At 46.4% G+C, this 25,120-nt stretch carries 21 protein-coding genes; 15 read left to right on the top strand and 6 right to left on the bottom strand.

Annotation, left to right across the window (positions count from 1 at the left end; all coding sequences use genetic code 11):
• Position 1: 1 nt before the first annotated feature.
• Both ABWW54_RS16230 and ABWW54_RS16225 read right to left on the bottom strand, forming a co-directional pair.
• Positions 2–625, bottom strand: coding sequence for a response regulator (locus ABWW54_RS16230; protein ID WP_353413747.1), 624 nt, complete (start codon positions 623–625; stop codon positions 2–4).
• A gap of 135 nt (positions 626–760) precedes the next feature.
• On the bottom strand, positions 761–1,666 hold the full coding sequence (locus ABWW54_RS16225; RefSeq protein WP_353413745.1) for an alpha/beta fold hydrolase: 906 nt from the start codon (positions 1,664–1,666) through the stop codon (positions 761–763).
• A gap of 158 nt (positions 1,667–1,824) precedes the next feature.
• Between ABWW54_RS16225 and ABWW54_RS16220 the strand changes: the two genes are divergently transcribed.
• Both ABWW54_RS16220 and ABWW54_RS16215 read left to right on the top strand, forming a co-directional pair.
• On the top strand, positions 1,825–2,439 hold the full coding sequence (locus ABWW54_RS16220; RefSeq protein ID WP_353413743.1) for a TetR/AcrR family transcriptional regulator: 615 nt from the start codon (positions 1,825–1,827) through the stop codon (positions 2,437–2,439).
• A gap of 42 nt (positions 2,440–2,481) precedes the next feature.
• Positions 2,482–4,350: an N-acyl-D-amino-acid deacylase family protein gene (locus ABWW54_RS16215; RefSeq protein WP_353413741.1), complete on the top strand. Its 1,869-nt coding sequence runs from the start codon at positions 2,482–2,484 to the stop codon at positions 4,348–4,350.
• Positions 4,351–4,437: 87 nt separating this feature from the next.
• Here the strand turns inward: ABWW54_RS16215 and ABWW54_RS16210 are convergent, their stop codons facing one another.
• Positions 4,438–6,519: a TonB-dependent receptor gene (locus tag ABWW54_RS16210; RefSeq protein WP_502907824.1), complete on the bottom strand. Its 2,082-nt coding sequence runs from the start codon at positions 6,517–6,519 to the stop codon at positions 4,438–4,440.
• Between the two features lie 374 nt (positions 6,520–6,893).
• Between ABWW54_RS16210 and ABWW54_RS16205 the strand changes: the two genes are divergently transcribed.
• Positions 6,894–8,801 (top strand): asparagine synthase-related protein, encoded by a 1,908-nt coding sequence (locus ABWW54_RS16205; protein WP_353413739.1) that lies wholly within the window; start codon positions 6,894–6,896, stop codon positions 8,799–8,801.
• Positions 8,785–8,994, top strand: coding sequence for a lasso RiPP family leader peptide-containing protein (locus tag ABWW54_RS16200; RefSeq protein ID WP_353413737.1), 210 nt, complete (start codon positions 8,785–8,787; stop codon positions 8,992–8,994). Before ABWW54_RS16205 ends, ABWW54_RS16200 begins: the two co-directional genes overlap by 17 nt.
• Before the next feature lie 98 nt (positions 8,995–9,092).
• On the opposite strand, the gene ABWW54_RS16195 is transcribed toward ABWW54_RS16200, so the two are convergent.
• Positions 9,093–10,352, bottom strand: a complete 1,260-nt coding sequence (locus tag ABWW54_RS16195) for a 6-phosphofructokinase (protein ID WP_353413736.1) — start codon at positions 10,350–10,352, stop codon at positions 9,093–9,095.
• Positions 10,353–10,506: 154 nt separating this feature from the next.
• Between ABWW54_RS16195 and ABWW54_RS16190 the strand changes: the two genes are divergently transcribed.
• Positions 10,507–10,827 (top strand): 2Fe-2S iron-sulfur cluster-binding protein, encoded by a 321-nt coding sequence (locus ABWW54_RS16190; protein ID WP_353413735.1) that lies wholly within the window; start codon positions 10,507–10,509, stop codon positions 10,825–10,827.
• Complete coding sequence (locus ABWW54_RS16185) at positions 10,827–11,855, top strand: metal-dependent hydrolase (RefSeq protein ID WP_353413733.1); 1,029 nt, start codon at positions 10,827–10,829, stop codon at positions 11,853–11,855. The genes ABWW54_RS16190 and ABWW54_RS16185 overlap by 1 nt, the downstream gene beginning before the upstream one ends.
• On the opposite strand, the gene ABWW54_RS16180 is transcribed toward ABWW54_RS16185, so the two are convergent.
• Positions 11,852–12,808 carry a DMT family transporter gene (locus tag ABWW54_RS16180; RefSeq protein ID WP_353413731.1) on the bottom strand — a complete coding sequence of 319 codons (957 nt, stop codon included), beginning with the start codon at positions 12,806–12,808 and terminating at the stop codon, positions 11,852–11,854. The two genes, ABWW54_RS16185 and ABWW54_RS16180, sit on opposite strands and share 4 nt — an antisense overlap.
• A 1-nt stretch (position 12,809) precedes the next feature.
• The gene (locus ABWW54_RS16175) at positions 12,810–14,630 is read right to left on the bottom strand and encodes an SLC13 family permease (RefSeq protein ID WP_353413730.1); all 1,821 of its coding nucleotides are present in this window, start codon (positions 14,628–14,630) and stop codon (positions 12,810–12,812) included.
• A gap of 262 nt (positions 14,631–14,892) precedes the next feature.
• Between ABWW54_RS16175 and ABWW54_RS16170 the strand changes: the two genes are divergently transcribed.
• The 9 genes from ABWW54_RS16170 (at position 14,893) to mraY (ending at position 25,118) form a co-directional block, all read left to right on the top strand.
• Positions 14,893–16,734, top strand: a complete 1,842-nt coding sequence (locus ABWW54_RS16170) for an SLC13 family permease (protein WP_353413728.1) — start codon at positions 14,893–14,895, stop codon at positions 16,732–16,734.
• Positions 16,735–16,772: 38 nt separating this feature from the next.
• Positions 16,773–17,234, top strand: a complete 462-nt coding sequence (locus ABWW54_RS16165; protein WP_353413727.1) for a hypothetical protein — start codon at positions 16,773–16,775, stop codon at positions 17,232–17,234.
• Positions 17,235–17,644: 410 nt separating this feature from the next.
• A complete protein-coding gene (mraZ, locus tag ABWW54_RS16160; protein WP_353413725.1) occupies positions 17,645–18,100 on the top strand; it encodes a division/cell wall cluster transcriptional repressor MraZ in 456 nt (151 codons plus the stop codon).
• Positions 18,101–18,108: 8 nt separating this feature from the next.
• A complete protein-coding gene (rsmH, locus tag ABWW54_RS16155; protein ID WP_353413724.1) occupies positions 18,109–19,080 on the top strand; it encodes a 16S rRNA (cytosine(1402)-N(4))-methyltransferase RsmH in 972 nt (323 codons plus the stop codon).
• Positions 19,070–19,369, top strand: coding sequence for a cell division protein FtsL (gene ftsL / locus ABWW54_RS16150; protein ID WP_353413722.1), 300 nt, complete (start codon positions 19,070–19,072; stop codon positions 19,367–19,369). Before rsmH ends, ftsL begins: the two co-directional genes overlap by 11 nt.
• Positions 19,356–21,173, top strand: a complete 1,818-nt coding sequence (locus tag ABWW54_RS16145; RefSeq protein WP_353413721.1) for a peptidoglycan D,D-transpeptidase FtsI family protein — start codon at positions 19,356–19,358, stop codon at positions 21,171–21,173. The genes ftsL and ABWW54_RS16145 overlap by 14 nt, the downstream gene beginning before the upstream one ends.
• Positions 21,173–22,654, top strand: a complete 1,482-nt coding sequence (locus tag ABWW54_RS16140; protein ID WP_353413720.1) for a UDP-N-acetylmuramoyl-L-alanyl-D-glutamate--2,6-diaminopimelate ligase — start codon at positions 21,173–21,175, stop codon at positions 22,652–22,654. Before ABWW54_RS16145 ends, ABWW54_RS16140 begins: the two co-directional genes overlap by 1 nt.
• Positions 22,651–24,036: a UDP-N-acetylmuramoyl-tripeptide--D-alanyl-D-alanine ligase gene (locus ABWW54_RS16135; RefSeq protein ID WP_353413719.1), complete on the top strand. Its 1,386-nt coding sequence runs from the start codon at positions 22,651–22,653 to the stop codon at positions 24,034–24,036. Before ABWW54_RS16140 ends, ABWW54_RS16135 begins: the two co-directional genes overlap by 4 nt.
• A complete protein-coding gene (mraY, locus tag ABWW54_RS16130; RefSeq protein ID WP_353413717.1) occupies positions 24,036–25,118 on the top strand; it encodes a phospho-N-acetylmuramoyl-pentapeptide-transferase in 1,083 nt (360 codons plus the stop codon). The genes ABWW54_RS16135 and mraY overlap by 1 nt, the downstream gene beginning before the upstream one ends.
• Positions 25,119–25,120 lie beyond the last annotated feature (2 nt).

The raw sequence follows: 25,120 nt of genomic DNA, 5'->3' as shown, positions 1-25,120 counted from the left end.
TCTAAACAGTGATGCCTTCTCGTTGCGCGATTAACATGGCTTCAGATCGATTCGATGCGCCTAAAGCGGACAGGATCGCGGAAACGTGCACTCGAACCGTGTTCTCCGACATCTCCAATTCACGTGCGATTAATTTGTTAGGTTTTCCTTCACATAAATACATAAGGACTTCCAACTGTCTTGGCGTTAGATTGTTGCTCAAGCTATTGGCGTTGTGCTGAGGGTTTGCTTTATCGACATCGCTACTAAAACATGTGCCGCCCCGAAGCACTCTATTAATTGAGGCGACCATTTCATCCGCGCTTGCCGCCTTGTTTAGGTAACCTGAGGCCCCCAATTTTTTGGCTTCTGCCATTGCGTTAGGGTCATTACTTGCCGATAGGATGATAATTGGTGAGGTCTTGAATCGATCGCGAACAGGTTTTATGCCGTCAATTCCGTTAATTCCAGGCATCTGTATATCCAATAAAATGACATCCACGCCAGATTCGCTAAAATCGAGCGCTTCTTTGATTGAGTTGGCTTCTGAAATTCCTCGTGCTTTTCCAATTTGCATGAGAATCATTTTTAACCCAGTGCGAAACAATGAGTGATCATCTACTATGAGAATGTGTTTGTTTTGCATGTTACGCCGTTCCATTGTTTCAATTTCCCATTAGAGATAAGTGTCTCATAATTACAAGTTTTTACGCTCTAGTCCATCAGTACTATGCTCTATTGTCGTTACTTGCCTGCGTTTGGCTTGCATAGCATAAATTCTTTAAGGGTTACGAGAGTTAATGAACGCTAAAATCGAACTTGATACCTTCTGTGAGGCTTCTACTTGAGGATAGTGGCCAATGTTGTCAAGTTCCACTAAATAATCTAGCCGACACTTTAGTTCTTTGTAACGTGTGACTAAATGGGCGCCTGAAACCGGGTCGAACGACCCGTTGATGAGAGCCAATGGGGCCGAAGATTGTTGTAGGGCAGAAACCCACCTCTGTCTATGTTCTCGTCGATCCAAAATGTAGGTGATCAGATTGTGAAATAGATGGCGGCCATTGTTATAGCAAATTGACTCCCAAAACTCAGCGAGCTCCTCTTTGGTGGGTTTTGTCTGCGGGCCAAAAACGCTACTGAATGATCTAGAAAAGGCGCTAAATCCCGTCGCTCTATTTATCCATTTTCCAGCTGGGCTAAGCATCAGTTTTTGAATTAGTAACGCGCGATGTGTTTCTGGAAACAATCCCCCATTGAGAAGTGAGCAAGATAGCCATTGAGTTTGGGCTTCTCTTTCTAGTTGCCTTGCTAGAAGCTCCTGTGCCACGGATACGCCGTAGTCGTGAGCCACCACGTGATACTTATCAATGCCCAATTGATCGATTAGAGACTCGTACAGATCGGCTTGTTGGTGTATTGAGTACTGTCTGTTGTCAGGCTTCTCTGAAAAACCAAATCCGAGCATATCCATCGTAATGAGACGATATGTGGATGAAAATGAAGGCCAAAGTTTAGCGAAGTCAAAACTGGAGGTTGGGAAGCCATGTATCAATAGTATTGTGTCTTCTTTTTCTTTGTTTTCATCAATAAAAAATACGTTGAAGGCGCCTAGCCTGCAATTTAATTTCGTCAGATCGCCTTTTTCGCGCCAACGGTTAAGTGGCTGTGATTTAAATTTCTGCATAACGACCTGCGCGGTTGAGAGTTTAGCTTAGACCAGAGTGGCGATGGCAGACCAGTCTCATATAAATTGAACTTGACGTCAAGTTCAATTTATATGAAGATCTCTTGACAATATTGATGTAAAGCATCGTGATTTAATTTGAAGGGGAGGCGATTTAGATGAAAAGTATGCCAACACAAGAGCGAGCCTTAAAAAAGAGGATAGCCTTGTTAAAAGCCGCAACGCATGAATTTGGAGTTGCTGGATTTGAAGCGGCAACAGCCAAATCAATCGCCACAAAGGCCGGCGTGGCGACTGGTACGTTTTACCAGTACTTTGAAAATAAAAACGATATTTTGTGTGTCGTTGCTGAGAACCGGTTTACTGATCTTCATCATCAAGTAAGTATTCTAGAGGGCAGCTCACAGGATGTTAGCGACACAGAAACCACACGAAGTGAGCGCGCTAAAGAGCTATTCAATCGAGTTCTTCACTTTCTTTATAATTTTCATATTCAAGATGGACTGCTACATCAAGTTTTAGAGCAAAGACGTGGTGTGGATGAAAAGCTCGACGAGATTATTACCCGAGGTGAGGAGCTGATGCGTTCTCATGTGGTGCAATTTCTGGAAGACTACGAGCTCGATGATTCAATGGTCGTCGCTGATAGCCTATTTGCAATGGGAGAAGGGTTAGTACACCGAATGGTGTTTGGAAGCAAGCCAGACAATCCTGACAAGATGTTGGAAATAGGTGCGACTATTCTCACCAGCTTTTTGACCAATAGGCCCTAAACGATCAAATACCAATGATCAAATCTTTACAGAAATAACACTATGACTTTTGACATTCTAATTAAAAACGCGCGTATTTTTAACGATACCGAAGAACCTGTGATGCAGGATATTGCGATCTCTGAAGGGAGAATTGTTCGTCGGGGGGAGGATCTTGATCCAAGTTTGGCCCGCGAGGTTATAGACGCATCTGGAAAGTGGGCGATGCCGGGACTGTTTGACATTCATACTCACTACGATTTGGAGTTGGAGGTTGCTCCAGGTCTGCCAGAGTCAACTCGTCATGGCACGACAACTGTCGCGATCGCCAATTGCAGTTTGGGCTTAGCATTTGGGAATCAGCGTGTTGATAACACCGACCCTATAGTGGACTGTTATGCAAGGGTGGAAAATATTCCCAAGCCGGTATTGAAAGCCTGCGCAGATCGAGTTACTTGGAATACTCCAGAAGAGTATCTAGAACACTTGGACGAAGTATCTATGGGGCCGAATGTCATTACCATGATTCCACATTCCATGTTACGAATTGAATCGATGGGGTTTGACGCAAGCGTTAGTCGAGACCCAACTCCCAATGAAATCGTGGACATGCAAAATAGACTCAGAGCAGGGTTGCGGATGGGCTATGCTGGCTTTTCTACAGATGCCTTGCCATTTCATTATCTAGCTAATCAGCCAAATTGTCATAAGACAATTCCCACTCAGTTCGCAAAATACCATGAGTTAAAGCAACTCACCCAAGTTGTTCGTGAAGAGGGTCGTTTATGGCAAGCGACACCGCCTAAGGACAGTCCTGTGGATGTGTTCAAGACGTTCCTTTTGTCATCCGGTCGATTACATGGGAAACCATTGAAGACAACGGTAGTGGCAGCACTCGATGTGGCGACTAACCGCAACATTATCAAGTTGACGCGACTATTGAACAAACTCTTGAACTCTAAGCTCTTGAATGGGAAGTTTTATATGCAAGCATTGGGTGCGTCTTTCAAAATTTGGTCGGATGGTGCCGTCACTCCGATTGCGGAAGAAATACCAGAGCTACGCGCGCTCAATGAAACAGATTTGGAGGATCGCGCCGCAAGGCAATTAATTCTTCAGGACCCAGAGTACATCAAAGTATTTCGTGCCATGTGGATGAAAGGAAAGTCTGGGTTCAATTTAGCTCGACTTAAGCGGAAGCTGCGTTTGGAAGATTATGCATTCGATCGTGACTTAGCTCAGATGACCATTGACGTGTGCCCGCAAGAGAACTGGGAAGGGATGACGTTTGAGCAGGTGCTCGAGCGAGTCATTTTAATAAAGCAAGGACGCGCATCAGACGATGTTGACTCAGCAGAGAAAGCCCTTATTGATCGTGATTTTTTCTGGGTGGCCGACGAAGCAGATTTCATGTTGCAGATGCTGAGAACATTCGATACACAAATATCTTGGTTTACCATCACTGCAAATCGTGATCTAACTACCGTGAGGGAGTTGTTGATGGACCCTTCGCTGTTACCAGGATTCAACGACAGTGGAGCCCATTTAACTAACATGGCTTTCTACGATGTTAACCTTCGAAGTTTAAAGTTGGCGGCCGAAGGCGGAGAAGGTGACGTTGCGTATATGGTTAAGCGATTAACCAAAGACGCCGCCGACGTGTTTGGCGTTGGCCGTGGTACGATCTATGAGGGTGATGTCGCAGACCTTATTTTAGTTGACCCCGAGGTTTTAAAAAATTACGATGGCGAAGCAAACGTAGAGAGAATTTATCGAGAAGAGTTTCAACACCAGCAATTGGTAAACAGGTCTGACGGCGTTGTGCCGATGGTGATGATAGGTGGAAAAATTGCTTGGAAAGAGGGTTCATTCTCCGATCGCTTTGGCCAAGAAAAGTTTGGTAGATTGTTAAAGCCGGAATCCGCCGCTTAGTTCTGTTTTAGCCGAAATATTCGAATATGTGGAGAGTAGGTGTATTGCAGAAAGCAACGCCTGCAATACACCAATTAAAGTAAATGGTTAGAATTTCCCAGTTACAGTCAGCAATGCATGAATTGGGGCACCGACAGTAGCTTGGTGAGTTGAGTGAGCATTCGGGAAGTACAGCTCGTCTGTTAGGTTCTCGATGTTCACTTGGACTCTTAATTTATCAGAAAGATCGTAGTACGCAGCAGCGTCTACTCGTGTGTAACTTGGTAAAACCGCACTGTTGCTGTTGTTAATAAAGCTCTCGTTTTGATAAGTAACGCCCAAGCCAAGTCCAAATTTGTCAGACACTTGGTATTTGTTCCACATCGAAAACATGCTCTCTGGAATTTCACGAGGCACGTTACCGCTGCTATTGGTTTCGCCATCTAAGCTTGTGTAGCTGGTTGTCATGTACCAAGAATCAGTAAGTTGGCCGGTTAGCTGTAATTCAAAGCCTGACACCTCAGATTTGATTACGTCAAACCTAGATGCGTCACTGTCGGATACAACGGGTCTATTTTGTTCATTCTCAAATAGCGCAGCTGTTAAGCTTAGACCGCTTTTGAAATCCCATTTAATACCAACTTCTGAGTTTTCAAAGGTATCTGGCTCAAGGCGGTTATTGTCACCGTTGATATTGGCGAATTGTTCACCACTGCGAGGCAAGAACGACTCACTGTAGCTGGCGTAAACTGAAATGTTCTCTTGTGGCTTGTAGATGAAACCCAAGCGTGGAGACACTTCGCTGTCTTTACGACTACGGTTTTCACTACTTTTTGCGTTGAATACTTCGATATCAAAGCTGTCATAGCGCGCGCCAACTAAAACATCAAAGTTTTCAGAGAATGCGATTTGATCCTGGATGTAGAACGAATTGGCTGACAGGTCGACTCGAGTGTCATCGTTTAACGCCGAGAAAGTGTACGAAGTTGGCGTGCCAGTTGCGGTCACACCTACGCCCCCAAGGAAGGAAATTGGGCGAGTTGCAAAGAAATCTTCTTTGTCGTTACCGCTGGTGCTGAATACTGGATTAAATCGATCTTGATCAGAACTGGTGTCGATATATTCGGCGCCAAAAATCAAAGTATGCTCGGTGTTACCGGTTGCAAACTCATTCACCAAATTCGCTGATAGAATTAGATTTGTGCGTTCGGTTGTATCGACGTACCCATCCAATGTTGCAATGTTGGTTGATTGGTCATAATCAGTCGCATAGAAATTTTGATACAACTTGTCGTAATCACCGTAGAACGCACTGATGTTACCTTTTAAGCTATCAGAGAAGTTATGTTGCAAAGCGGCACGAAATAAATGCGCCTCTAGCTTTGTGAGGTTCAATTCTGGATCAGCAAGAATAACGTCTTCCAAAGCCTCAACAGGCCGACCGTCGGTGCCAGTTGGAATGCCTCGATCAATGAAACGTTCGTGATCAGCGTACTCGTAAGATAAGTCTAATGTTGTCGCTTCGCTAAGTTCAAAGCGCGCCGTGGGATTGAATCCGATTCTGTCGCCATCGTAAAAATCGCGATGGTTGTCGAGACTTTCGTACATCGCGTTAATACGAACAGCTGATGAGTCGCCTGATGAAAAGTTGTGGTCTAGTTCTACCCCAAAGCCGCCAAATGAATTAGCGCTTGCTTTGTAGCTGGTGAAGGCTTCATCTAACTTGGCTTTTTTAGATACACGGTTCAACACGCCGCCAGTTCCGCCGCGACCGAAAAGCAATGCGTTAGGGCCGCGCAAAATTTCGATTTGCTCGACGTTGTATAAGCCACGATAGTATTGAACGTCATCTCGGTTACCGTCCAAATAAAAATCGGCGGTGGAGCGTACGCCACGGAACACTACCGCATCGCGGTGGCCTTCGCCCTGTGAGGTGTTAACTCCGGCCGTGTAATCGATGATGTCGCCAATGCTGGTGATTCCCTGTTCGGTTATTTGTGCTGCGGATATGATAGACAAGCTTTGAGGCACGTCAATGATTGGAGTGGGTGCCTTAATTGAATTAACTTCGTTGCTTGAGAGGTATTGTCCCTCTACGACAACTTCTTCTATGTCACTCTTTTCTTGTGCAACCGCTGTGCTACCCAGTAGCATTGCCGTAATAAAAATGGCGATGTTGTTTTTTTGCATCTCTCGACTCTTTTTCTCTCAAAGTATTTGGAATATCCCTTCTATCAAAACGACATTTCGGGGGGATTCATCGCGAGTTGAGGTTTGAACAGCAGTTTTTGTATTACTCAGCCCGCGTGCCGTAATATACATTTTTCATTTGCATTTGCAAATGCAAATGATTCATATTTGAATTTACTTTCAAATATACGTTTGTGACATTTACCTGAAACATTATTTATTGGACAAAGGGCTGCTAATCGAGCTAGTTAGAGGCGCTGTAGTTAGGTTTCCCGTTAGTGGCGGCAAGGGGTAGCCACATCGATTCCGATAAACATTGGCGGAGGAGCGGTGATGCATGGCGACGTGTTTCTATCTACGTTAGAATTGTCGTTATGAGCGCCTTTTTTATTTGGTTGGAAGCCAGCGGCAGACCGATTGATCCGGTGGTCGCAAAACGTATGTTTGCATCAATCGCCCCGTACGGCGGTGATACTCATGAGTTATTGATCAATGATAACGTGGCGATAGGCGTGGCTGCGCGCTGGATGACACCGGAGGACGTGGGTGAGAAGCAGCCTCTTTATAACAGCTCGGGTTCTCAGTGCCTTTTGTTCGAAGGAAGAATCGATAATAGAACGCATTTGTTGGCAGAGCTGGGAATTGAGCGCGCAATAAGCGATGGAGCTTTGCTACATGAGTTTTTGCTGAGATTTGGCGATTCACGATTACCTGAGGTGGTCGGCCCATTTGTGTTTGTGTGGTTCGATTTTTCTCTGGGCTCAGTTTTAGCTGCGCGGGATACGATGGGGGGGCGTTATCTGGTCTATAAGCAGGATTCTCAACGCCTTATGCTCGCCAATACTGAGCAGGCATTCATTGATCATCCTGATGTATCGCATACACTAAATAAGGCAAAAATTGGTGCGTGGTTAATCGGGCACCAAACGAATTCTCAGGGGGCCTGTCTAAAGGGGCTGACTGTTTTAGAGCCTGGGCAGAGTATATTTTGGTCAAACCCGCAACATCAAAAACCTCTTCCTAAATCCTTCTATCACCCCTCTCCGGCTAAACGCATTAACTTATTTGATGATGAGTCGTACGCTCGTGAGTTTCGCCGATTGCTTGATCAAGCTGTAAGTCGCAGAACGAGAGCAGTGGGGCAAATTGGCGTGATGCTCAGTGGTGGACTTGACTCAGTGCCAATTGCAATTTCCGCCAGCAAAGATGAGCAGGTAGAGAAGTTGCAAGCGTACTCTTGGGTATTTGATATCGATAGTACTATGGATGAGCGTCGTTATTCTCAGCCAATCTGTAAAGCGTTTGATATTAAGCAAAACTTGGTGCATTGTGATCAGCTGTGGACGAAGTTTGACTCAGATACCCACATTAACCCGCTGTTTCCCTTTTCATTACCCTATGCTGAATTCCAGCAACAAACTTTTCGTCAAGCACGCGCGGATGGCGTAACGATATTGCTGACGGGGTTGCAGGGCGACTTGTTGTATACACACGATAACAGTCAAGTAGTCAGCGCTTTATTGCGGGGCGACTGCCGTTTGGCTTGGAAAGAGTTTAGGTTTCAGTTGGCAAAACGACAAATAGGTTTGTGGTCAATGGTTAAGCGGTTTCTACTAATCCACATTCCGGTGGTGCGCGATACCGTTGAAAAGTTAAGGCCACGGCGCAAAGGTTCTATTGCCACTGACTTACTTCAGAACGATATTGTTGAGGTAATTGAGGTGAAGCCACATTGGCTGTCAACCGTCGCTAGAAAAGCGTTGCGGCCTATTCAGTATCTTGTCACCATGGATGGATTTGCGGGCGATGATGCGATGCTTGGCCGTGTTATGGAAAATAAGTATCAAATCGAGCGAAGATATCCATTTCGTGACCGAGATTTGTGTGAATTTATGTTGGCAATCCCAACTTCTCAGCTCATTAAATTGGGAGTGAGCAGACCGATTGTAAAAAGTGCATATGCGACGGAATTTCCAGATGACTTATTGAACCGAAACGATAAAACACAGTTCCAGAGCGCTTTGTTTCGGGGGGTAAAGACTGATAGGGTTTACGAAAAGCTCTTTGATAGAGAGCCTAAGTATTGGCGAAAATATGTAAAACAACGTTATTTTTTCGATAAAAATGGTCAAAACACCTTTAAAACGTTGGTCAAGTGGCAATGTGCTTACTATAATTTTTGGTACCGAATGTGGTACGATGCGCCGAGCGATGGTATTGGGGAGTCGCTAGGTCAAACGCCCCAAAATAAATTGTTGAAACAAAATGTCAAAACAAAATAGTGAAGCAGCTGAAGGTCTGAGTGGGGTTTCTCAACAGGTGTCCCAAAGGGTTACTCAGAAGTCGGCTAGTGGGAATATCAAAAAAGGCTACGAAACGCCAGTCTTAGCGTATTACGGAGATGTTCGAGACGTTACGCTAGGGCCGACCGTTGGTATTGGCGAAAGTGGTAACGAATTAGGTCGACGTCCGTAATATTCGGCGAGAATAAATAGCAAAAAACACAGCCTAGGCTGTGTTTTTTTTGTCTAACTCAGAAGCCCCCAGCATTGAAAGAAGTACCGTGGCTTTAATTAGTCCTTGAATGGAGCAAGTTTTTTATCAACTCTGTGTTTTCGAAGTACCACGTAATCAGGTAGTCCGTTAGAGTAGCTCGGGTAGTCTTCGCCATTGATTAGAGGAGCTAAGTAGGTCCGACATTCTTGAGTAATAAAAAAACCGTCATCACTGATGTAATTGTCCGGCATTTTTTCTTCCACATTTGCGATATCTGCCAGAGGCGCATGACCGATTGTCCATTCATAGGGTGCATCGTTGGTGCGCACAATGGTGGGCATAACGGCGTTCGTTCCGGAAATTGCAAGTTCTACGGCTGCTGCGCCCAAGGCGTAGGCTTGTTCCATATCAGTTTTAGAGCCTATGTGGCGCGCCGCTCGCTGCAGGTAATCGCATACTGCCCAATGACATTTAAGATTGAGCTCGTCTTTTATCATCTGCGTCACAACGGGAGCAACGCCTCCTAATTGAGCGTGCCCAAATGCATCTTTTAAGCCAGAATCGGCTAGAAACTTTCCGTTTGAATATTTTGCACCTTCAGAGACAACGATGCTGCATTGCCCCTTGTTATCAACGGTGTGTCGAACTTTCTCAAGAAATGCTTCACGGTTAAAATCAACTTCAGGGAATAAGATGACGTCTGGGCCGAGGTTTCTTTCGTCTGCAGCCAAGCCAGCTGCAGCAGCGATCCATCCTGCGTGTCGCCCCATCACTTCCATCACAAAGACCTTCGTGGATGTGGAGCTCATTGACGCAACGTCCATGGACGCTTCAAGAATAGATATAGCGACGTATTTTGCGACCGAGCCAAACCCTGGAGAGCAGTCTGTGAAGGGTAAATCATTGTCAATCGTTTTGGGTACGCCGACACACGTAATTGGGTACCCCATCTGTTCGCTTAGCTGAGATACTTTGTGGGATGTGTCTTGTGAATCACCACCGCCGTTGTAAAAAAAGTACCTTATATCATGAGCCTTGAAAACATCGATAAGTCGTTCGTATTGCGCACGATGTTCCTCTAAGGATTTGAGTTTGTACCTGCATGAGCCAAATGCGCCAGAAGGTGTTCGTTTGAGAGCCTCGATGTCCTCATCACTCTCCATGCTTGTGTCAATTAGCTCTTCATAGAGCGCGCCCAAAATACCGTCTTGGCCAGCATACACTTTGTTAATTTTTTCTGGGTGTTTGGCGGCTGTCTGGATGACTCCAGCAGCTGATGCGTTGATAACTGGGGTAACACCCCCAGATTGTGCGTAGAATGCGTTGTAGGCTGGCATAGATATAGTCCGAATCGAGTTCAGGTTTGAGTTGTTGGGAGCGAGCTTATCGTTTCGTGGAATCGCTTTGGCGTGATTATAACGGTTTAACAGTCAGGCTAGAACCTTGTATGATCGTTATCCGCATTAGAAAGTAAAGAATTTAGGAAACACCGTGAGTAAAGTATTTGTAGAGAATTCCAAGGGCGAGAAGTCTGAGCTTGAAATCGACCCCGGGTTAAGTTTGATGGAGCATTTGCGTGATGCCGGTCATGACGAAGTTCAGGCAGTATGTGGCGGTTCTTGTTCTTGCGCGACGTGTCACGTATACATTGAAGGCACCGACAAGCCGTTAAGCACCATTGAAGAAGATGAGTTGTCGCTGCTAGAACTTGAAGACAATTTCGACGTTCAGCGTTCTAGGTTGTCTTGCCAGCTTGAATTAGATCATTCTCACGACGGGTTACGCGTAACGTTGCTCAACGAAGGATTCTAATGGATCCAATTACTCAGGGAGTATTAGGCGGAGTCGCCGCGCAACAGGTCAGTCAAAAGAAACAGAAGTTAGCGGCTGGCGTGGTTGGCTGGCTAGCTGGGATGGCTGCTGACTTGGATGTTTTGATCAGTTCTGATTCCGATCCATTGTTGTTTCTGGAGTATCACAGGCACTTTACTCACGCACTCGTCTTCATACCGATTGGTGCTTTGCTTTGCGCTCTATTTTTTCATTTTGTGTTTAAACGTTGGTTTAAACGTATAGAGTTGTCTTTTCGCGAAACGTACCTGTTTAGCTTCGCAGGCTATGCGACTCATGCCCTGCTGGATGCGTGCACAACCTACGGCACACAATTGCTGTGGCCCTTTAGTGATGCGAGGATAGCGTGGAATACGGTGTCCGTGGTTGACCCATTATTTACACTTCCCTTGTTATTTTTACTTGTGGTGTCTGTGATGAAACGCTCACAATCATGGGCTGGCGCGTCGGCGGCGTATGTGGTTTTGTATTTCAGTCTTGGGTTGCTTCAAAATCAAAGAGCGGAGAGTCTGGCATTTTCATTGGCTGAACAACGGGGGCACACTCCGGTACAGCTTGGAGTGAAGCCAAGCTTTGCGAATATTTTGGTGTGGAAATCGGTCTATGAGTTTGAGGGATTCTATTACGTAGATGCGATAAGGGTAGGGTTAACCGATAAAGTTTATGAGGGAGTCAGTGTTAAAAAGCTGGACTTGAAGAAGCACTTTGTTTGGCTGTCTAGCGGCTCACAACAAGCGAAAGACATCGAGCGTTTCAGGTGGTTTTCCAATCAACACTTGGCGATAGACCCGACTAATGGAATGCGCATTATCGATGTTAGGTATTCACTTATTCCTAACGAAGTGGGCGGTATGTGGGGCATTGTTTTGGATGAAAATGCGGACCAAACGCAGCATATTAGATGGACCACTGATCGTCCGGGTTCTGCCGAGACTGCTTCATTAATGAAGCGACTTTGGCGAATGATCAAAGGTCAAGAGTTAGACTAGTTACTCCATTCGTCGGATTTTTCAGCTTCTTTGGGTTTCATTAAAGGGGCGCCTACGACTCGACCATTGCGCGTATTTAAGTTTGCGCGAATACTGGAAACTTGGCGTTCGCGTAGGAGCATGCCAATGCCGGAGAAAATGGTGATGAGGGATCCGATAATTACCCACTGGTCAACCGATTCGTTGAAAAATAGGTAGCCAAAAATAATTGCCCAAACAATTTGGCTGTATTGCATCGGAGCAATGTAGGCAGCGGGCGCTAAGCGGAATCCTGTCAGAATACAGTATTGGCCTAGAAGGCCAAGCGCACCAACCAAAAACATCATCCCTAAGTGCTCGATTGGCATCGGAATATAGACGAAGTACAGCGCGGCTCCCGAAACAAATATCGTCGCGAGCAAAGGGAAGAGTATCATCGTGGCCATGTTTTCAGATGAGCCTATTTTGCGTGCAATTATGGCTGATGCTGCACTGCAAAAAGAGCAACTGAGAGCGAGTATATGGCCGATCTGAATTGTTTCGATAGAAGGTCTGAGTACAACAATGACGCCAACCAGACCCATTAAGATGAGTCCCCATCTAACTAAGGCTATTTGCTCTCCTAAAAAAATCACCGCGAGTAAAGATATGATTAACGGAGTACAAAATAATAATACGTAAGCTTCCACAAGTGGCAACGTTGCAAAAGCAGAGAATGCAAACCCCAAGGAGCTAACGTGTAACAGTGCTCGGGTAAATGCCAGCTTGGGAAATTTTGGGGTAACTGAAAGTTGATTGCCAGCAGCGATACGTGCCACCGAAAATGGCACATAGGTAAATAACATAGCGAAGAACAATATTTGAAAAACACTATAGTCCTGCAGGGCTTTTACGACCGCATCGTGTACAGAATATGAGGCATAGCCTGCCAGCGCAAACACAAGGCCTTTGAGGGCGGTTTGTGGCTGTTCCATGTTAGAAGCCATACATCATTGGCACAACAAAGCTAAACGATAGCCATACAATGATTGTTAATGGCACCCCAGCCTTAACAAAATCCATGAAGGTATAGCCTCCAGCATTCATGACCAGTAAGTTGGTTTGATAAGCCATGGGGGTTGCGTAACTCATGTTGGCCCCGAACAAAACAGCCAATACAAACGCTTGAGGCGGCAAGCCGAGTTGTGTGGCAATATTTATTGCGATAGGGGTCCCGATTACCGCTGCAGCGTTATTTGAAACAATATTCGTCAGGATCGCCATTAGCAACATAAGTGCGGCAAAGATAAAGCGGTCAGGCATGCCTTCGGTCAGCGCTACGAACTCCTGAGCCACATACATTGTAGCGCCAGTTTGAGTCAGCGCCGTACCCAGCGCTAGACTGGCGGCGACAATTAAAATTACTTGAGCGCTCAGAGCTCGTTGAATGTCTTGCCATTTCAAACAGTTGGTCAAAACCATTAACAGAGACCCCACAACCGCACTGATGGCAATGGGCATTATGCCAAAGGCAGCGCAAATGATTATCCCAGCCATAATGGCTATTGCTCTGGGCGCGTACTTTGTCGAGGGCAATTCCGTTGTTGCATCAAGCACTAAAAAATGGCCGCGTTTCTTAACTTCCTCGATGTTGTCATTTGAACCTTGGACCAGGAGTACATCCCCAAGTCGTAAAGGTGTCTTTGCAATGCCTTGCGGCATGCTTTCTAGTACTTTTCCTTTGCGATGAATTGCCAACGTTACAAGTTGATAAACGTCAGAAAAGTGGACCTCATTCAATGTTCTGTGAATCATCGGAGAACCTCTGTCGATGACTAATTCTGCAAGGTGTTGTTGGTCCTCGGATAGTGGGTTATCGTCGCTTACCTCGTTGCCCTTAGAGTAAAGAGTGGCGTTCAGGGTGCGTTCAAATTCCTTCAATTGAGATGGTGTGTCCCGAACCAGTAAGCGGTCTCCGGCTTTAATCTTGGCATCAGGTAATGGGGCTGTGAATGTACTTTCAGACTTGCGAATGCCAGAAATTTGAATAGCGCCTTCTGTTTTCTCTATGATTTCAGTGAGCGTTTTTCCTACAGCCCAGCTGTCTTTGCCTACGTGTAAGTGGGCGGTGAAAATGCGTGGGCCGCTATCTTCTAATTGAGGTGTTCGATTGGGCAGAATTTTGGGCGCAATCAACCAAAGGTAGATTATGCCGATCGAGCCGACAATTGCCGCCGGCACGAAAAAATCGAACATGCCGATATCTGAGAGGCCCATGTCTGAGGCGACACTGACAACCAATAAATTAGTGGAGGTTCCTATGGTGGTGGTCATGCCGCCCAGTAGGGTGGCTAGTCCCATCGGCATAAGTATCGCCGATGGCGAGCTTTTGGTGCGGATAGCGACATTTAGCATTATTGGTAGGAGCAATACTACGATAGGCGTGTTGTTAACTACTGCGCTTAACAAGGCTGAAACAACGAGTGTTACCAAAACCGAAAAGGTGGGGCTAAAGGCCCAGAGCTTGGCTAAGCCGCGGCCAACGGGATCAAGTGCTCCTGTTCTGACGATGGCGTATCCAGCCACCATCAACCCGCACACGGCAATCAACGCTTCATGCGCAAACCCGGCGAAAAAAGTGACGGGGCGTAGTATTTGCCCAGCCGAGTTTTCATATGGGAACAATTGAAAGCTAACAGCCAGTGCCACTATGACTAATAGACTCGATGTTTCCAGAGGGATTCGCTCTCTGGTAAACAGTATCAGAGCCACTACTGTTAACGCCAATGACCAAATTGCGTGTGGGTCTAATTGCATACGATGATTTGAAGTTGTTTTTGAACCCTAATTATAAGAGCAATAGTGGGCTTCACTTCAAGCTATATATTGCTGCTTAAAGACTTGCATTTTCAACAAACATTCTTTCTTTGAAGTAATGCAATGAAAGACCTTACAAATTCTTACGTTTGAGACGGTAACAAATACGGCTCTGGCTGATCTTTTTTTATAGCTTGTGATACCATCAGAGCATTAACGGTCATTTTACAAAACCATCTAGGGCCAAGGGAATTCAGTGCTAATGTTAACGCCAGAAATTATTGCAGTATTGGGTATATTAGTCTTTGCCGTAACGCTGTTTGTCTTTGAAGTAGTGCGTGTGGATGTGGCTGCTTTGATTGTGCTGGTAATTCTTGGGTTGTCTTCTCAAATTGAAATGTTTAATGGGGGGTTAGTCCCGATATATCAACTTTTCGATGGGTTTTCCAGTAACGCCGTGATGTCTATAATCGCGGTTATGATCATTGGCGCAGGCTTAGATAAGACCGGTGTGATGGGGGTAATGGCCGCTCAAATATTAAAGCGCGCCGGCAAAACAGAAGGAAGGATCACTTTAGTGCTCTCGGCGTGCGTCGCTTGGATATCCAGCTTTATGCAGAATATTGGCGCTGCTGCCTTATTTCTGCCTGTGGCCAGTAGGATATCGCGCCGGACGGCAATTCCTCTTTCTCGCTTGCTCATGCCAATGGGCTTCTGCGCTATCTTAGGGGGGACGATGACAATGGTAGGATCGAGTCCGCTTATTTTGCTCAATGATTTGCTTGAGAGCGCAAACTTACATTTTCCTGATAATGCAATTCCTATGGAGAAGTTTGGCTTGTTTGCCGTTGCGCCAGTGGGCGTTGCTCTGGTTATTACGGGAGTGCTGTATTTTTTGATTTTTGGGAAGCGGATCTTGCCTGTCGCTGAAAAACAAGCGTTAACGACCGAGAATTTGCAGCATTATCGTGATGTGTATGGCATCGATGGGAGAATTTTCGAGGTCACTGTGAAGGAGGACAGTGATTTGGCTGGTTTAAGGCTAGGTGAGGTTCAGGCTCGAGGTCGATCAGGGTGGATTCTGGGGATTAAAACAGGCACTAATGTACAAATAATTCCCGCGCAGGATACATTGATCGAGGCTGGGTCCATGTTGGCGATTATGGGGGCTCGAGTTGAAGTTTCTTCCTACGCAGAAGAGCACAGCCTGATCGTAAGCCCATTTTTGAACGAATTTGCTGATGCACTGAACCCAACCACGGCGGGTATTGCCGAGTTGGTAATACCACCAGATTCCGATTTGATAGGGAGCTCAATTTCAAAAGCCGATATTCGAAAACGCTACGGCATGAGAGTTCTCACTGTTTATCGTATCGATACGGTGATAGATGATGATTTATCAAGTTTGCGACTGCAGGCTGGTGATACATTGGTGGTCCACAGTCGTTGGCAAGATATGATTAACGTTTCTAAGGATAAGCGATTCGCGGTTGTTACTGACTTCCCTAAGGAGGAATTTCGGACCAACAAGTTGCGCAATGCATCGATAGCGTTCGCTATCGCTATCAGCTTGGTTCTGTTTAGTGATTTGCCATTATCGCTATCATTAATGGTTGGCGCGGTTGGAATGGTGATTGGAAAGGTCCTCAATATGGAAGAGGCTTATGAAGCCGTTTCTTGGCAAACCGTATTTTTACTTGCATGTTTGATACCCTTAGGGATGGCTATGCAGCAATCAGGTGCGGCGGCTTTCTTGGCTGACTTGGCCCTGACTTTTATGGACGGGTTTCCGGTATGGGGAATTCAACTGTTTTTGGCAATTATCGCCACAGTTTTTACGTTGGTGATGTCTAATGTGGGGGCAACTGTGTTACTTGTGCCATTGGCAATTCAAATGGCGTTGGGTGTGGGGGCTGACCCTGCCATATTTGCTTTGACGGTTGCACTAGCGACTTCAAACTCCTTTTTGATACCGACCCATCAAGTTAACGCCTTAATTATGGGACCTGCGGGCTATTCAGTGAAAGATTTTCTGAAGGCGGGTTTTGGCATGACGACGTTGTTTTTATTGGTGATGTTGTTGGTATTAAATATTTTCTATTAATTATTTTTAGCCAGTGCAGGCTAGTTGGGTTTCATATCATGTTTAAGCGTATTTCTTTGTTGATTTTGGTTCTTGCAAGTTTGGTCGGTTGTGGGGGAGGTGATAGTGATTCTGGTGCGATGGTGCAACCCACGCTGCCAGGAACCAATGTGCCAGCGTCTTTTGCTGGAACTTATCGAGGCACGTTGACTATCACGGCGTCAGCGCTTACTTTGAGCGAGACAGATACGTTCGATATCACCGTGACAGTAACTCAGGACGCAATGGTTCGTTTTGATGGTGATGATCCGGATGAAACGTTTACGGTCGGTTTGGCTAATGATGGTTCATTCGCTGGCAATTTTACTGTTAATGAGGATGAGTGTACTGGCAGTTTGGCGACAACTGGACGAGTCGACGGAACGACTGCCTCAGGTGATGTGTCAGGTGAGGGGCGGTGCGACATAAGTGGTATTCAGGCAGATGTGACGTTGACGGGAACCTTCACCGCGACCAAGTGATTTACTTATTGACGCGGAATGCCTTGATCGCGAAAGGGCGGCTGTAAGAGGCGCGAATGTTTTGCTGGTTGTTTATACAGTTCTGCTGCGGTACTGTTTTGATTCCTCTACAGCTCCTAACCAATCATTAATACGCTTCGTTACCCGAAGCAGGTCTTTTTCTTGCGTGTTTTAAAATAAAATCTTGCGAGTCCAACTTAATGTATTACTTTAACTTGTGTTTATATCTCGAGCATAAAAGTGAGCTAACTTACTGAAAGAAAAAGGTTTTCTTTAGCATTAACGCTTGACACAATTCCGTCGCTGAGTGATAGTGGCGAAATGTGGGTAATAGTGGGATTTTGTGGTTAATACCGTTTGAAATCCCGCGTTACCATGGAAGCAACAAGTGTCAAAGAGTTTAGAGCGCCGTGTCTCGAGGTAGTAGTCATATTAGTGTTGATGCAAAAGGTCGTGTTTCGATACCGACAAAGCATCGTCACGCCTTGAGTTCATCCGAAGAGTCGGCTTTGGTCGTGACGATTAGCGCTACAGATCGATGTTTGTTGCTTTACACGGCGGATGCATGGGTGGATGTGGAAACGAAGCTCGTTTCTTTGCCTACGTTAAATCCGCAAATTCGGAAGTTGAAACGAATGCTGATCGGGCACGCGGATGACGTTGCTATGGATTCGAGTGGTCGAGTGCTGCTTCCGTCTGCGTTGCGTGAATTCGCTAATATCGGTAAAAAGGCGGTCTTGGTTGGGCAGGGCGATAAGTTTGAAATATGGGATGAGGCTCAGTGGGTAGCTGAGCGGGATTCCATGTATGAAGTAGAGCTTGACGAGGCTAATTTGCCTGAAGAGCTTGCTTCTCTCGCTTTTTAGGAGATTTCGTGACCACTAAAGAGTTGCATGTACCTGTCTTATTCAGAGAGGCGGTCGACGCGTTGAATATTCAGCCCAAAGGAATCTATATCGATGCGACCTTGGGTCGTGGTGGGCACGCGTCTGAAATATTGCGTCACCTGGATAGCGACGGAAGGTTGATTTGTTTTGATCGAGATCTTCAGGCGGTTGAATTGGGGCGAGAGCGATTTTCTGAGGATTCGAGAGTCAGTATTGTGCACAGCTCATTTAGTCGAATCGAAAGTGTGATTGATGCCATGGAGTCAGTCGATCGAGTAGACGGTATATTGATGGACCTCGGTGTCTCATCTCCGCAATTGGATCAGGCTGAGCGGGGATTCAGCTTTATGAGGGACGGCGCCTTGGATATGCGTATGGACGTGAGTCAGGGTGAGTCTGCGGCGCAATGGCTTGCTCGTGTGGAAGAGAAAGAGCTGGTTCAAGTGCTGTTTGATCTGGGTGAGGAGAAGTTTGCCCGAAGAATTGCTAGGGCTATCGTCGAGACACGCGAAGAAGTGGAAATCACAAGTACATTGCAGTTGGCGTCTATTGTTGCCGAAGCGACGCCAAAGAAGGATAAACACAAGCATCCAGCTACTCGAACCTTTCAGGCCATTCGACTGCATATTAATCAGGAGTTGGTTGAAGTTTCCCAAGTGTTGCCGCAAGCAATGCGGTTGCTAAATAGTGGAGGGCGATTGGCGGTTATTAGCTTTCATTCATTGGAGGATCGAATTGTTAAGCGGTTTATTCGTAAGCACTCAACGCCTAATTTGCCTCCGCGCCGGATTCCGGTGACTGACCAACATTATCTCACCCCATTGAAAGCGATAGGGAGAGCGATAAAGCCTAGTAAGACCGAAGTGATCGAGAACCCTAGGTCGCGAAGTTCAGTTTTACGAATTGCTGAGAGAACCGACATACCCTTTTCCAGTTTGGAGGGCGACTATGAGAGATAGTTTATTTTGGTTTCTTGTCGCGAGCGTTGTTGTCAGTGCTCTATTTGTTGTTAACGCTCGTCATCAACATCGTATTGCGTACTTGGCGTTTCAGGAGGAAGAAGTTCGTCGTGACGATCTGAATGATGAGTGGGGGCGGCTGCTGATCGCTCAGGAGTTGTGGTCGTCGCCGAACGTGATAGAGCGTGATGCGCGTGAGCGTCTTTCCATGCGTGCACCCAAAAAAGGTGACGTGGAATTTGTGGATCTCAGTAAAGCTGGGCGTGAGGATAAATATGTCTCGCGCTAACTCAATTGTGCAAAACGAATCAGCATCAAATCAAGTCGCTGAAATGATCGTTCCCGTTTCAACTTGGCGATATAAAGTAGTTGGCTTTATTTTTGGAGCAATGTTTGTAGGCCTTATTGGGCGTGCCGGATATTTGCAGGTCGTGGATCGAGATTATTTGCAATCGCAGGGTAATGCCCGCTATTTGCGTGTTCAGAATGAGCCGCCCACACGCGGGATGATTCGTGATCGTAATGGGCAGCCGCTCGCGATTAGTACGCCGGTTGACTCAATTTGGATGAATCCGTCCAAGATTCTTGAGCAAAAAGATGAATATTCATATAAGCAGCTTACGTCTCTGTTGGGTATCACTCGGGATAAGTTAATGACGCTGGCAGAGCGTAGAAAGGCTCGCGAGTTTGTTTACATTAAGAGGCATTTAGCTCCACAGGATGCTAAGAAAATACTCGCGTTGAATGTTCCTGGTATTAACAGTGTCCGGGAGTATAAACGTTACTACCCTGCAGCTCAGGTGATGGGGCACGTGGTTGGTTTTACGAACATCGATAATGAAGGCCAAGAGGGGTTGGAGCTGGCATTTAATAGTGCGTTAAAGGGGCGTAATGGGCGGACCCAGGTGTTACGAGATCGTGTAGGACATGTTGTTGAGCACGTAGAGCAGCTTAGTCGGGTTCAGCACGGGGCAGACGTGACAGTGAGTATCGATGCGAGAATTCAATATCTCGCGCACAGGCATCTTGAAGCCGCGGTGAAAAAACACAAGGCTAAAACAGCGTCCTTAGTTGCGTTGGACGCGGAGACTGGGGAGGTGTTGGCCATGGTGAGCATGCCTGACTTTAATCCCAACGATCGATCTGAATTTAAAAGTAGCCGCTTTAAGAATCGCTCAATAACAGATTCATTTGAGCCTGGATCGACGATGAAGCCTTTCACGGTTGCCATGGCTATGGATGCGGGTGTTGTAAAGCCAGATACATTGGTCGACGCAGAGCAGGGCAGTATGTACATTGGCGGCTCAAGAATTACTGATACTAAGAAGATGGGTGAAATTACCATCAGCGAAGTGATTAAAAAGTCCAGTAATATCGGTTCGGCGAAAATCGCCATGATGATGAAGCCGAGAGATTTGTATAAAACCTACGTTGATTTGGGGTTTGGCCAGAAAAACAAACTCACTTTAAAAGGAGAGCAGAGAGGTATTTTGGCTAACCGTAAATCATGGAGGCCAATAGAGCATGCGACCATGTCTTATGGCTACGGGCTCTCAGTCAACACTCTTCAATTAGCTAGGGCTTACTTGGCGCTGGCTAATGACGGAGTTCTACTGCCGGTCAGCTTGCATCCGGTGAAAGAAAAGCCGAAGGGTGAGCGTGTGTTTTCCAAGGCAACCACCGAAGAGGTGGCGAAAATGCTTGAGCTAGCGGTGAGTGACCAAGGTACGGCCCCTAAAGCTCGTGTTGACCAATACCGAGTAGGGGGAAAGACGGGCACAGCGCATAAAGTTATTAATGGTGCGTATCAAGATGATGCATACATGTCTCTGTTTGCTGGATTTGCACCCATCTCAAACCCCAAGGTTGTGCTGGTTGTCATGATCGATGATCCAAGAGGCATAGATTATTACGGTGGCCTGGTGGCAGCTCCGGTGTTTTCTGAAGTGATGGCTGGAGCATTAAGATATCTGCACGTTGCACCAGATGATATAGGCAACAAGCGCAGCGTTGAACAGCAGCAAAAACCTATTGAGCTGATGATAAAACGCGCCCAAACAGCCAGTTCCGAAGACAGAGTGGAGGGTGTTTGATGTACAGCATGACCCTGAAAGAGCTACTGAATGTATTTGGAATCGAATCTGCTTCGCTTGAAAAGGTGAGCTCAATTACCCTTGATAGTAGAAAGGCGTCTGAGGGCAGTGTGTTCTTTGCCTGCAAGGGGCACGCTAGTGATGGCCGTGACTATATGTTGGCTGCCGAAAAAGCGGGAGCGTTAGCGATTGTGTATGAGGCTGACGACGCAAAGAGTGTTGAGGGCCTAAGCATCCCTCATTTCCCAGTGACTGGCTTGAATGAGATGGTTGGGCACGCAGCAAATATCTTTTACAAAGAACCGTCTCAAGAGTTACAAGTATTCGGCGTGACCGGAACGAACGGTAAAACAACCTGTTGTTATCTTTTGGTGCAAGCATTGACCAAGTTAGGAATGAATGCTGCCATGATTGGTACTATCGGAGTTGGTCCCTTAGATAGTTTGAGTAGCTCCGGACTGACGACACCAGACCCAATAGCGGTGCAGCAGGCGCTTGCGCAGTTTAGAGATGCGGGAATGACGCAAGTCTGTATGGAAGTGTCTTCACACGCTCTTGATCAAGGTCGAGTCAATGGTGTTCAGTTTTTTTGTTGTCTGTTTACAAACTTGAGCCGCGATCACCTGGATTATCATGGTGATATGGCTGGTTACGGTCTAGCAAAGCAGCGATTGTTTACTGATTTCCATAGTGAGTTGACCATCGCGAATGCTGCGGATGACTTAGGAGCGCGGCTGGTTGATGTCGCAAACTCTGACTTTATTGTTCAGTATGGTAGTGGTGGCGACGTCTATGCAGAGGATGTCGAATTGAAGGAGAGCGGTATTGAGTTGGTGATCGAAGGCAGTGGTGTCGAATTCGAGATACAAACGCCGCTGGTTGGGCAGGTGAACGTTCCCAATATAGAAATGTTAGTAGCGACTCTCTTAGCACTAAGTACTGACGTAGCCGAGATTCAACGAATTCTTGCCGAATTGAATCCGGCACCTGGAAGAATGGAGCTTTATACGAATCGCGGTTTTGCACGCGTTGTGGTCGATTATGCGCACACCCCAGATGCCCTTGAAAAAGCGTTAATGTCGATAGACGAACATTGCTCAGGAAAGTTGTGGTGCGTATTTGGGTGTGGCGGAGATAGAGATTCTGGCAAGCGGTCACAGATGGGGCGACTGGCCGAAAAGTACGCTGATTATGCCATTATCACGAACGATAACCCCCGCACAGAAGACCCATCTCGAATTGCCATGGATATCGCATCGGGGATGTCGGGCGAGGGCTATGATGTGATTCTGGATCGTGCTGATGCCATAAACTATTCAATTGGTAATGCTAAGGAAAATGACTGGGTACTGGTGGCTGGTAAGGGACATGAAACTACACAGACCATAGGAGCGGATGTTGTGGCGTTCTCAGATCGTCAACAAGTGCAGCGATGTCTGAAGCTCACAAATGAAGAACTTTCAAAAGGGGTTTTGTCATGATGTCGTTGTTTCAAGTGTGTAATGCAGTTCAAGGCGAGTTGATTGGAAGTGACTCAATCGTCAGTAATATTGCAATCAATACCCGAGCTGATTGCGAAGGTAGATTATTTGTTGCCCTTAAAGGTGACAACTTCGATGCTCATGACTTTGTCGAGCAGGCAGCAGAAGCCGGGGCATTGGCTCTTATGGTAGAGCGCGAGGTTAGCAGCTCATTGCCGATGATAAAAGTCAAAGATACTCATAAAGCCTTAAAAGACTTGGCTGCCTGGTGGCGCCTACAATTTCCAATACCTGTTCTTGCGGTAACCGGCAGCGTTGGAAAAACCACCGTTAAGGAAATGCTCGGCGCGATAACTGCCGAAATCGGACAGGGGGTGGTGACTCACGGCAATCTAAATAATGAGATAGGCGTTCCCCTGACTTTGATGAGGCTTACTCCAGAGGATCAATACGCGGTTGTTGAAATGGGGATGAATCAGGCTGGAGAAATTGAACGATTGAGTGCGATTGCGCGCCCCACGGTTGCTATTGTGAATAACGCCGCCGCCGCACATCTGGAAGGGCTCGGTACGATCGAGGCGGTTGCCAATGCCAAAGGTGAGATATTCTCGGGCATGGCCAATGACGGTGTGGCAGTCATTAACGCTGATGACCCTTTTGCCGATCTTTGGAGTGATCTGGTTGTTGACAAAAAAACCATCACGTTTGGCTTGAAAAAGAAAGCAGACGTGACCGCGACCTATAAGAAAGTCGCAGGGCAGTTGATCCTCAAGGTAAGCGCCAAAGGGAAAAAGGCTAAGATCAGATTGAATAGCGTGGGTGAACACAACGTCTCTAACGCACTGGCGGCAATAGCGACGGCGCTGGCCGCTAAGGTGCCGCTAGAGGTTATTGTGAAGGGGTTCGAGAATTATCAGCCGGTTAAAGGGCGCCTTAACCCTATCATGCTTGCTGGGTTTGTGTTGTTTGATGACACGTATAATGCGAACCCTGCTTCAATGCACGCTGCGATCAGAGTTCTGTCTGAATATGACGGAAATGTACTCATCGTTGGCGATATGGCCGAGTTGGGCAATTCCGCGCAAAAGGAACATGTGAGTTTGGGTGAGTTCGCACACGCGCATGGTGTGGATACGCTTTTGGCTTGTGGTGACTACGCTGACTCCGTCATAAGCCAGTATCACGGCAATGGCGTGGCATTTGCTGAGCAATCTGAACTGTTGGAATACCTTCAGCGGGAAAAAATATGTGCTTCGGCCGTGCTAGTGAAAGGATCACGTTCTGCGAAAATGGAAAATGTGGTTGAAGCGCTCAAAGTGTCTTATGGCGATTTACAAGAAAAATCTAAGGGTGGCGAAATAATCGCACAGGGGCAAGGTTAATGCTGTTTTCACTTTTCAATGCGCTGTCTGAACAGTTTTCATTCTTTAATGTGTTTCAGTATCTCACTTTAAGGTCAATTTTGTCGGTCTTGACGGCATTTTCGGTGTCGTTGCTGATTGGCCCAATGATGATTCGTAAACTTCAATTTCATCAAATAGGGCAGACGGTTAGGCAGGATGGCCCGCCGACGCACTTTGATAAGGTCGGTACACCTACGATGGGTGGGTTGCTGATACTGTCCTCCGTGATCATGTCGACACTGCTGTGGGCTGATTTGGCTAATCGGTTCGTGCAGGTGACGTTGTTTACTTGCTTCTTTTTTGGGGTAATTGGCTGGTATGACGACTACCAGAAACTGATAAATAAGGATCCACGTGGAATGGGATCCAGAAATAAGTTCTTGAGTCAGAGCATAGTCGCCGCATTGGCTGCAGCATTTCTATATCACACCGCTGAATTGCCTATTGAGACTTCGCTCATCATACCGTTTTTCAAGGATGTGGCGCTGCCGTTAGGTATTCTCTTTTTGCCATTAACGTACTTTGTCATTGTGGGTACGAGCAATGCTGTAAACCTTACGGATGGGTTGGATGGCTTGGCCATTGTTCCTACGGCAATGGTTGCTGGTGCTCTAGGCGTGTTTTGTTATTTGTCAGGGCATGCGGTGTTTTCTCAATACTTGGCAATACCAGCTATTCCTGGTACTGGAGAAGTTACAATTTTCTGCGCGGCATTGGTCGGCGCTGGACTTGGATTTTTGTGGTTTAACACTTACCCCGCTCAAGTTTTTATGGGAGATATTGGTTCTCTTTCGCTGGGTGCCTCATTGGGCGTTGTCGCGGTCATTGTTAGGCAAGAACTAGTGCTGTTTATTATGGGCGGTATCTTTGTTTTAGAAACAGTGTCCGTGATCTTACAGGTCGCTTCGTTTAAGTTGACTGGAAAGCGTATTTTTCGAATGGCCCCTATTCATCATCACTTTGAACTCAAAGGGTGGCCAGAGCCTAGGGTGATAGTTCGGTTTTGGATTATCAGTTTGGTGTTAGTGTTAATTGGTTTGGCCACGTTGAAGGTTCGTTAGAC

It is taken from the genome of Arenicella sp. 4NH20-0111, assembly GCF_040366405.1.
GTDB lineage: Bacteria > Pseudomonadota > Gammaproteobacteria > Arenicellales > Arenicellaceae > Arenicella.
The sequence above is the reverse complement of the archived record's forward strand: the minus strand, read 5'-3'. Positions and strand labels throughout refer to the sequence as shown.

What these genes read in the sequence shown, in the direction of transcription:
- ABWW54_RS16230 (WP_353413747.1), bottom strand. Translation starts at nt 625, where the DNA reads ATGCAAAACAAACACATTCTCATAGTAGATGATCACTCATTGTTTCGC.
- ABWW54_RS16225 (WP_353413745.1), bottom strand. Translation starts at nt 1,666, where the DNA reads ATGCAGAAATTTAAATCACAGCCACTTAACCGTTGGCGCGAAAAAGGC.
- ABWW54_RS16220 (WP_353413743.1), top strand. Translation starts at nt 1,825, where the DNA reads ATGAAAAGTATGCCAACACAAGAGCGAGCCTTAAAAAAGAGGATAGCC.
- ABWW54_RS16215 (WP_353413741.1), top strand. Translation starts at nt 2,482, where the DNA reads ATGACTTTTGACATTCTAATTAAAAACGCGCGTATTTTTAACGATACC.
- ABWW54_RS16210 (WP_502907824.1), bottom strand. Translation starts at nt 6,519, where the DNA reads ATGCAAAAAAACAACATCGCCATTTTTATTACGGCAATGCTACTGGGT.
- ABWW54_RS16205 (WP_353413739.1), top strand. Translation starts at nt 6,894, where the DNA reads ATGAGCGCCTTTTTTATTTGGTTGGAAGCCAGCGGCAGACCGATTGAT.
- ABWW54_RS16200 (WP_353413737.1), top strand. Translation starts at nt 8,785, where the DNA reads ATGTCAAAACAAAATAGTGAAGCAGCTGAAGGTCTGAGTGGGGTTTCT.
- ABWW54_RS16195 (WP_353413736.1), bottom strand. Translation starts at nt 10,352, where the DNA reads ATGCCAGCCTACAACGCATTCTACGCACAATCTGGGGGTGTTACCCCA.
- ABWW54_RS16185 (WP_353413733.1), top strand. Translation starts at nt 10,827, where the DNA reads ATGGATCCAATTACTCAGGGAGTATTAGGCGGAGTCGCCGCGCAACAG.
- ABWW54_RS16180 (WP_353413731.1), bottom strand. Translation starts at nt 12,808, where the DNA reads ATGGAACAGCCACAAACCGCCCTCAAAGGCCTTGTGTTTGCGCTGGCA.
- ABWW54_RS16175 (WP_353413730.1), bottom strand. Translation starts at nt 14,630, where the DNA reads ATGCAATTAGACCCACACGCAATTTGGTCATTGGCGTTAACAGTAGTG.
- ABWW54_RS16170 (WP_353413728.1), top strand. Translation starts at nt 14,893, where the DNA reads ATGTTAACGCCAGAAATTATTGCAGTATTGGGTATATTAGTCTTTGCC.
- ABWW54_RS16165 (WP_353413727.1), top strand. Translation starts at nt 16,773, where the DNA reads ATGTTTAAGCGTATTTCTTTGTTGATTTTGGTTCTTGCAAGTTTGGTC.
- ftsL (WP_353413722.1), top strand. Translation starts at nt 19,070, where the DNA reads ATGAGAGATAGTTTATTTTGGTTTCTTGTCGCGAGCGTTGTTGTCAGT.
- ABWW54_RS16145 (WP_353413721.1), top strand. Translation starts at nt 19,356, where the DNA reads ATGTCTCGCGCTAACTCAATTGTGCAAAACGAATCAGCATCAAATCAA.
- ABWW54_RS16140 (WP_353413720.1), top strand. Translation starts at nt 21,173, where the DNA reads ATGTACAGCATGACCCTGAAAGAGCTACTGAATGTATTTGGAATCGAA.
- ABWW54_RS16135 (WP_353413719.1), top strand. Translation starts at nt 22,651, where the DNA reads ATGATGTCGTTGTTTCAAGTGTGTAATGCAGTTCAAGGCGAGTTGATT.
- mraY (WP_353413717.1), top strand. Translation starts at nt 24,036, where the DNA reads ATGCTGTTTTCACTTTTCAATGCGCTGTCTGAACAGTTTTCATTCTTT.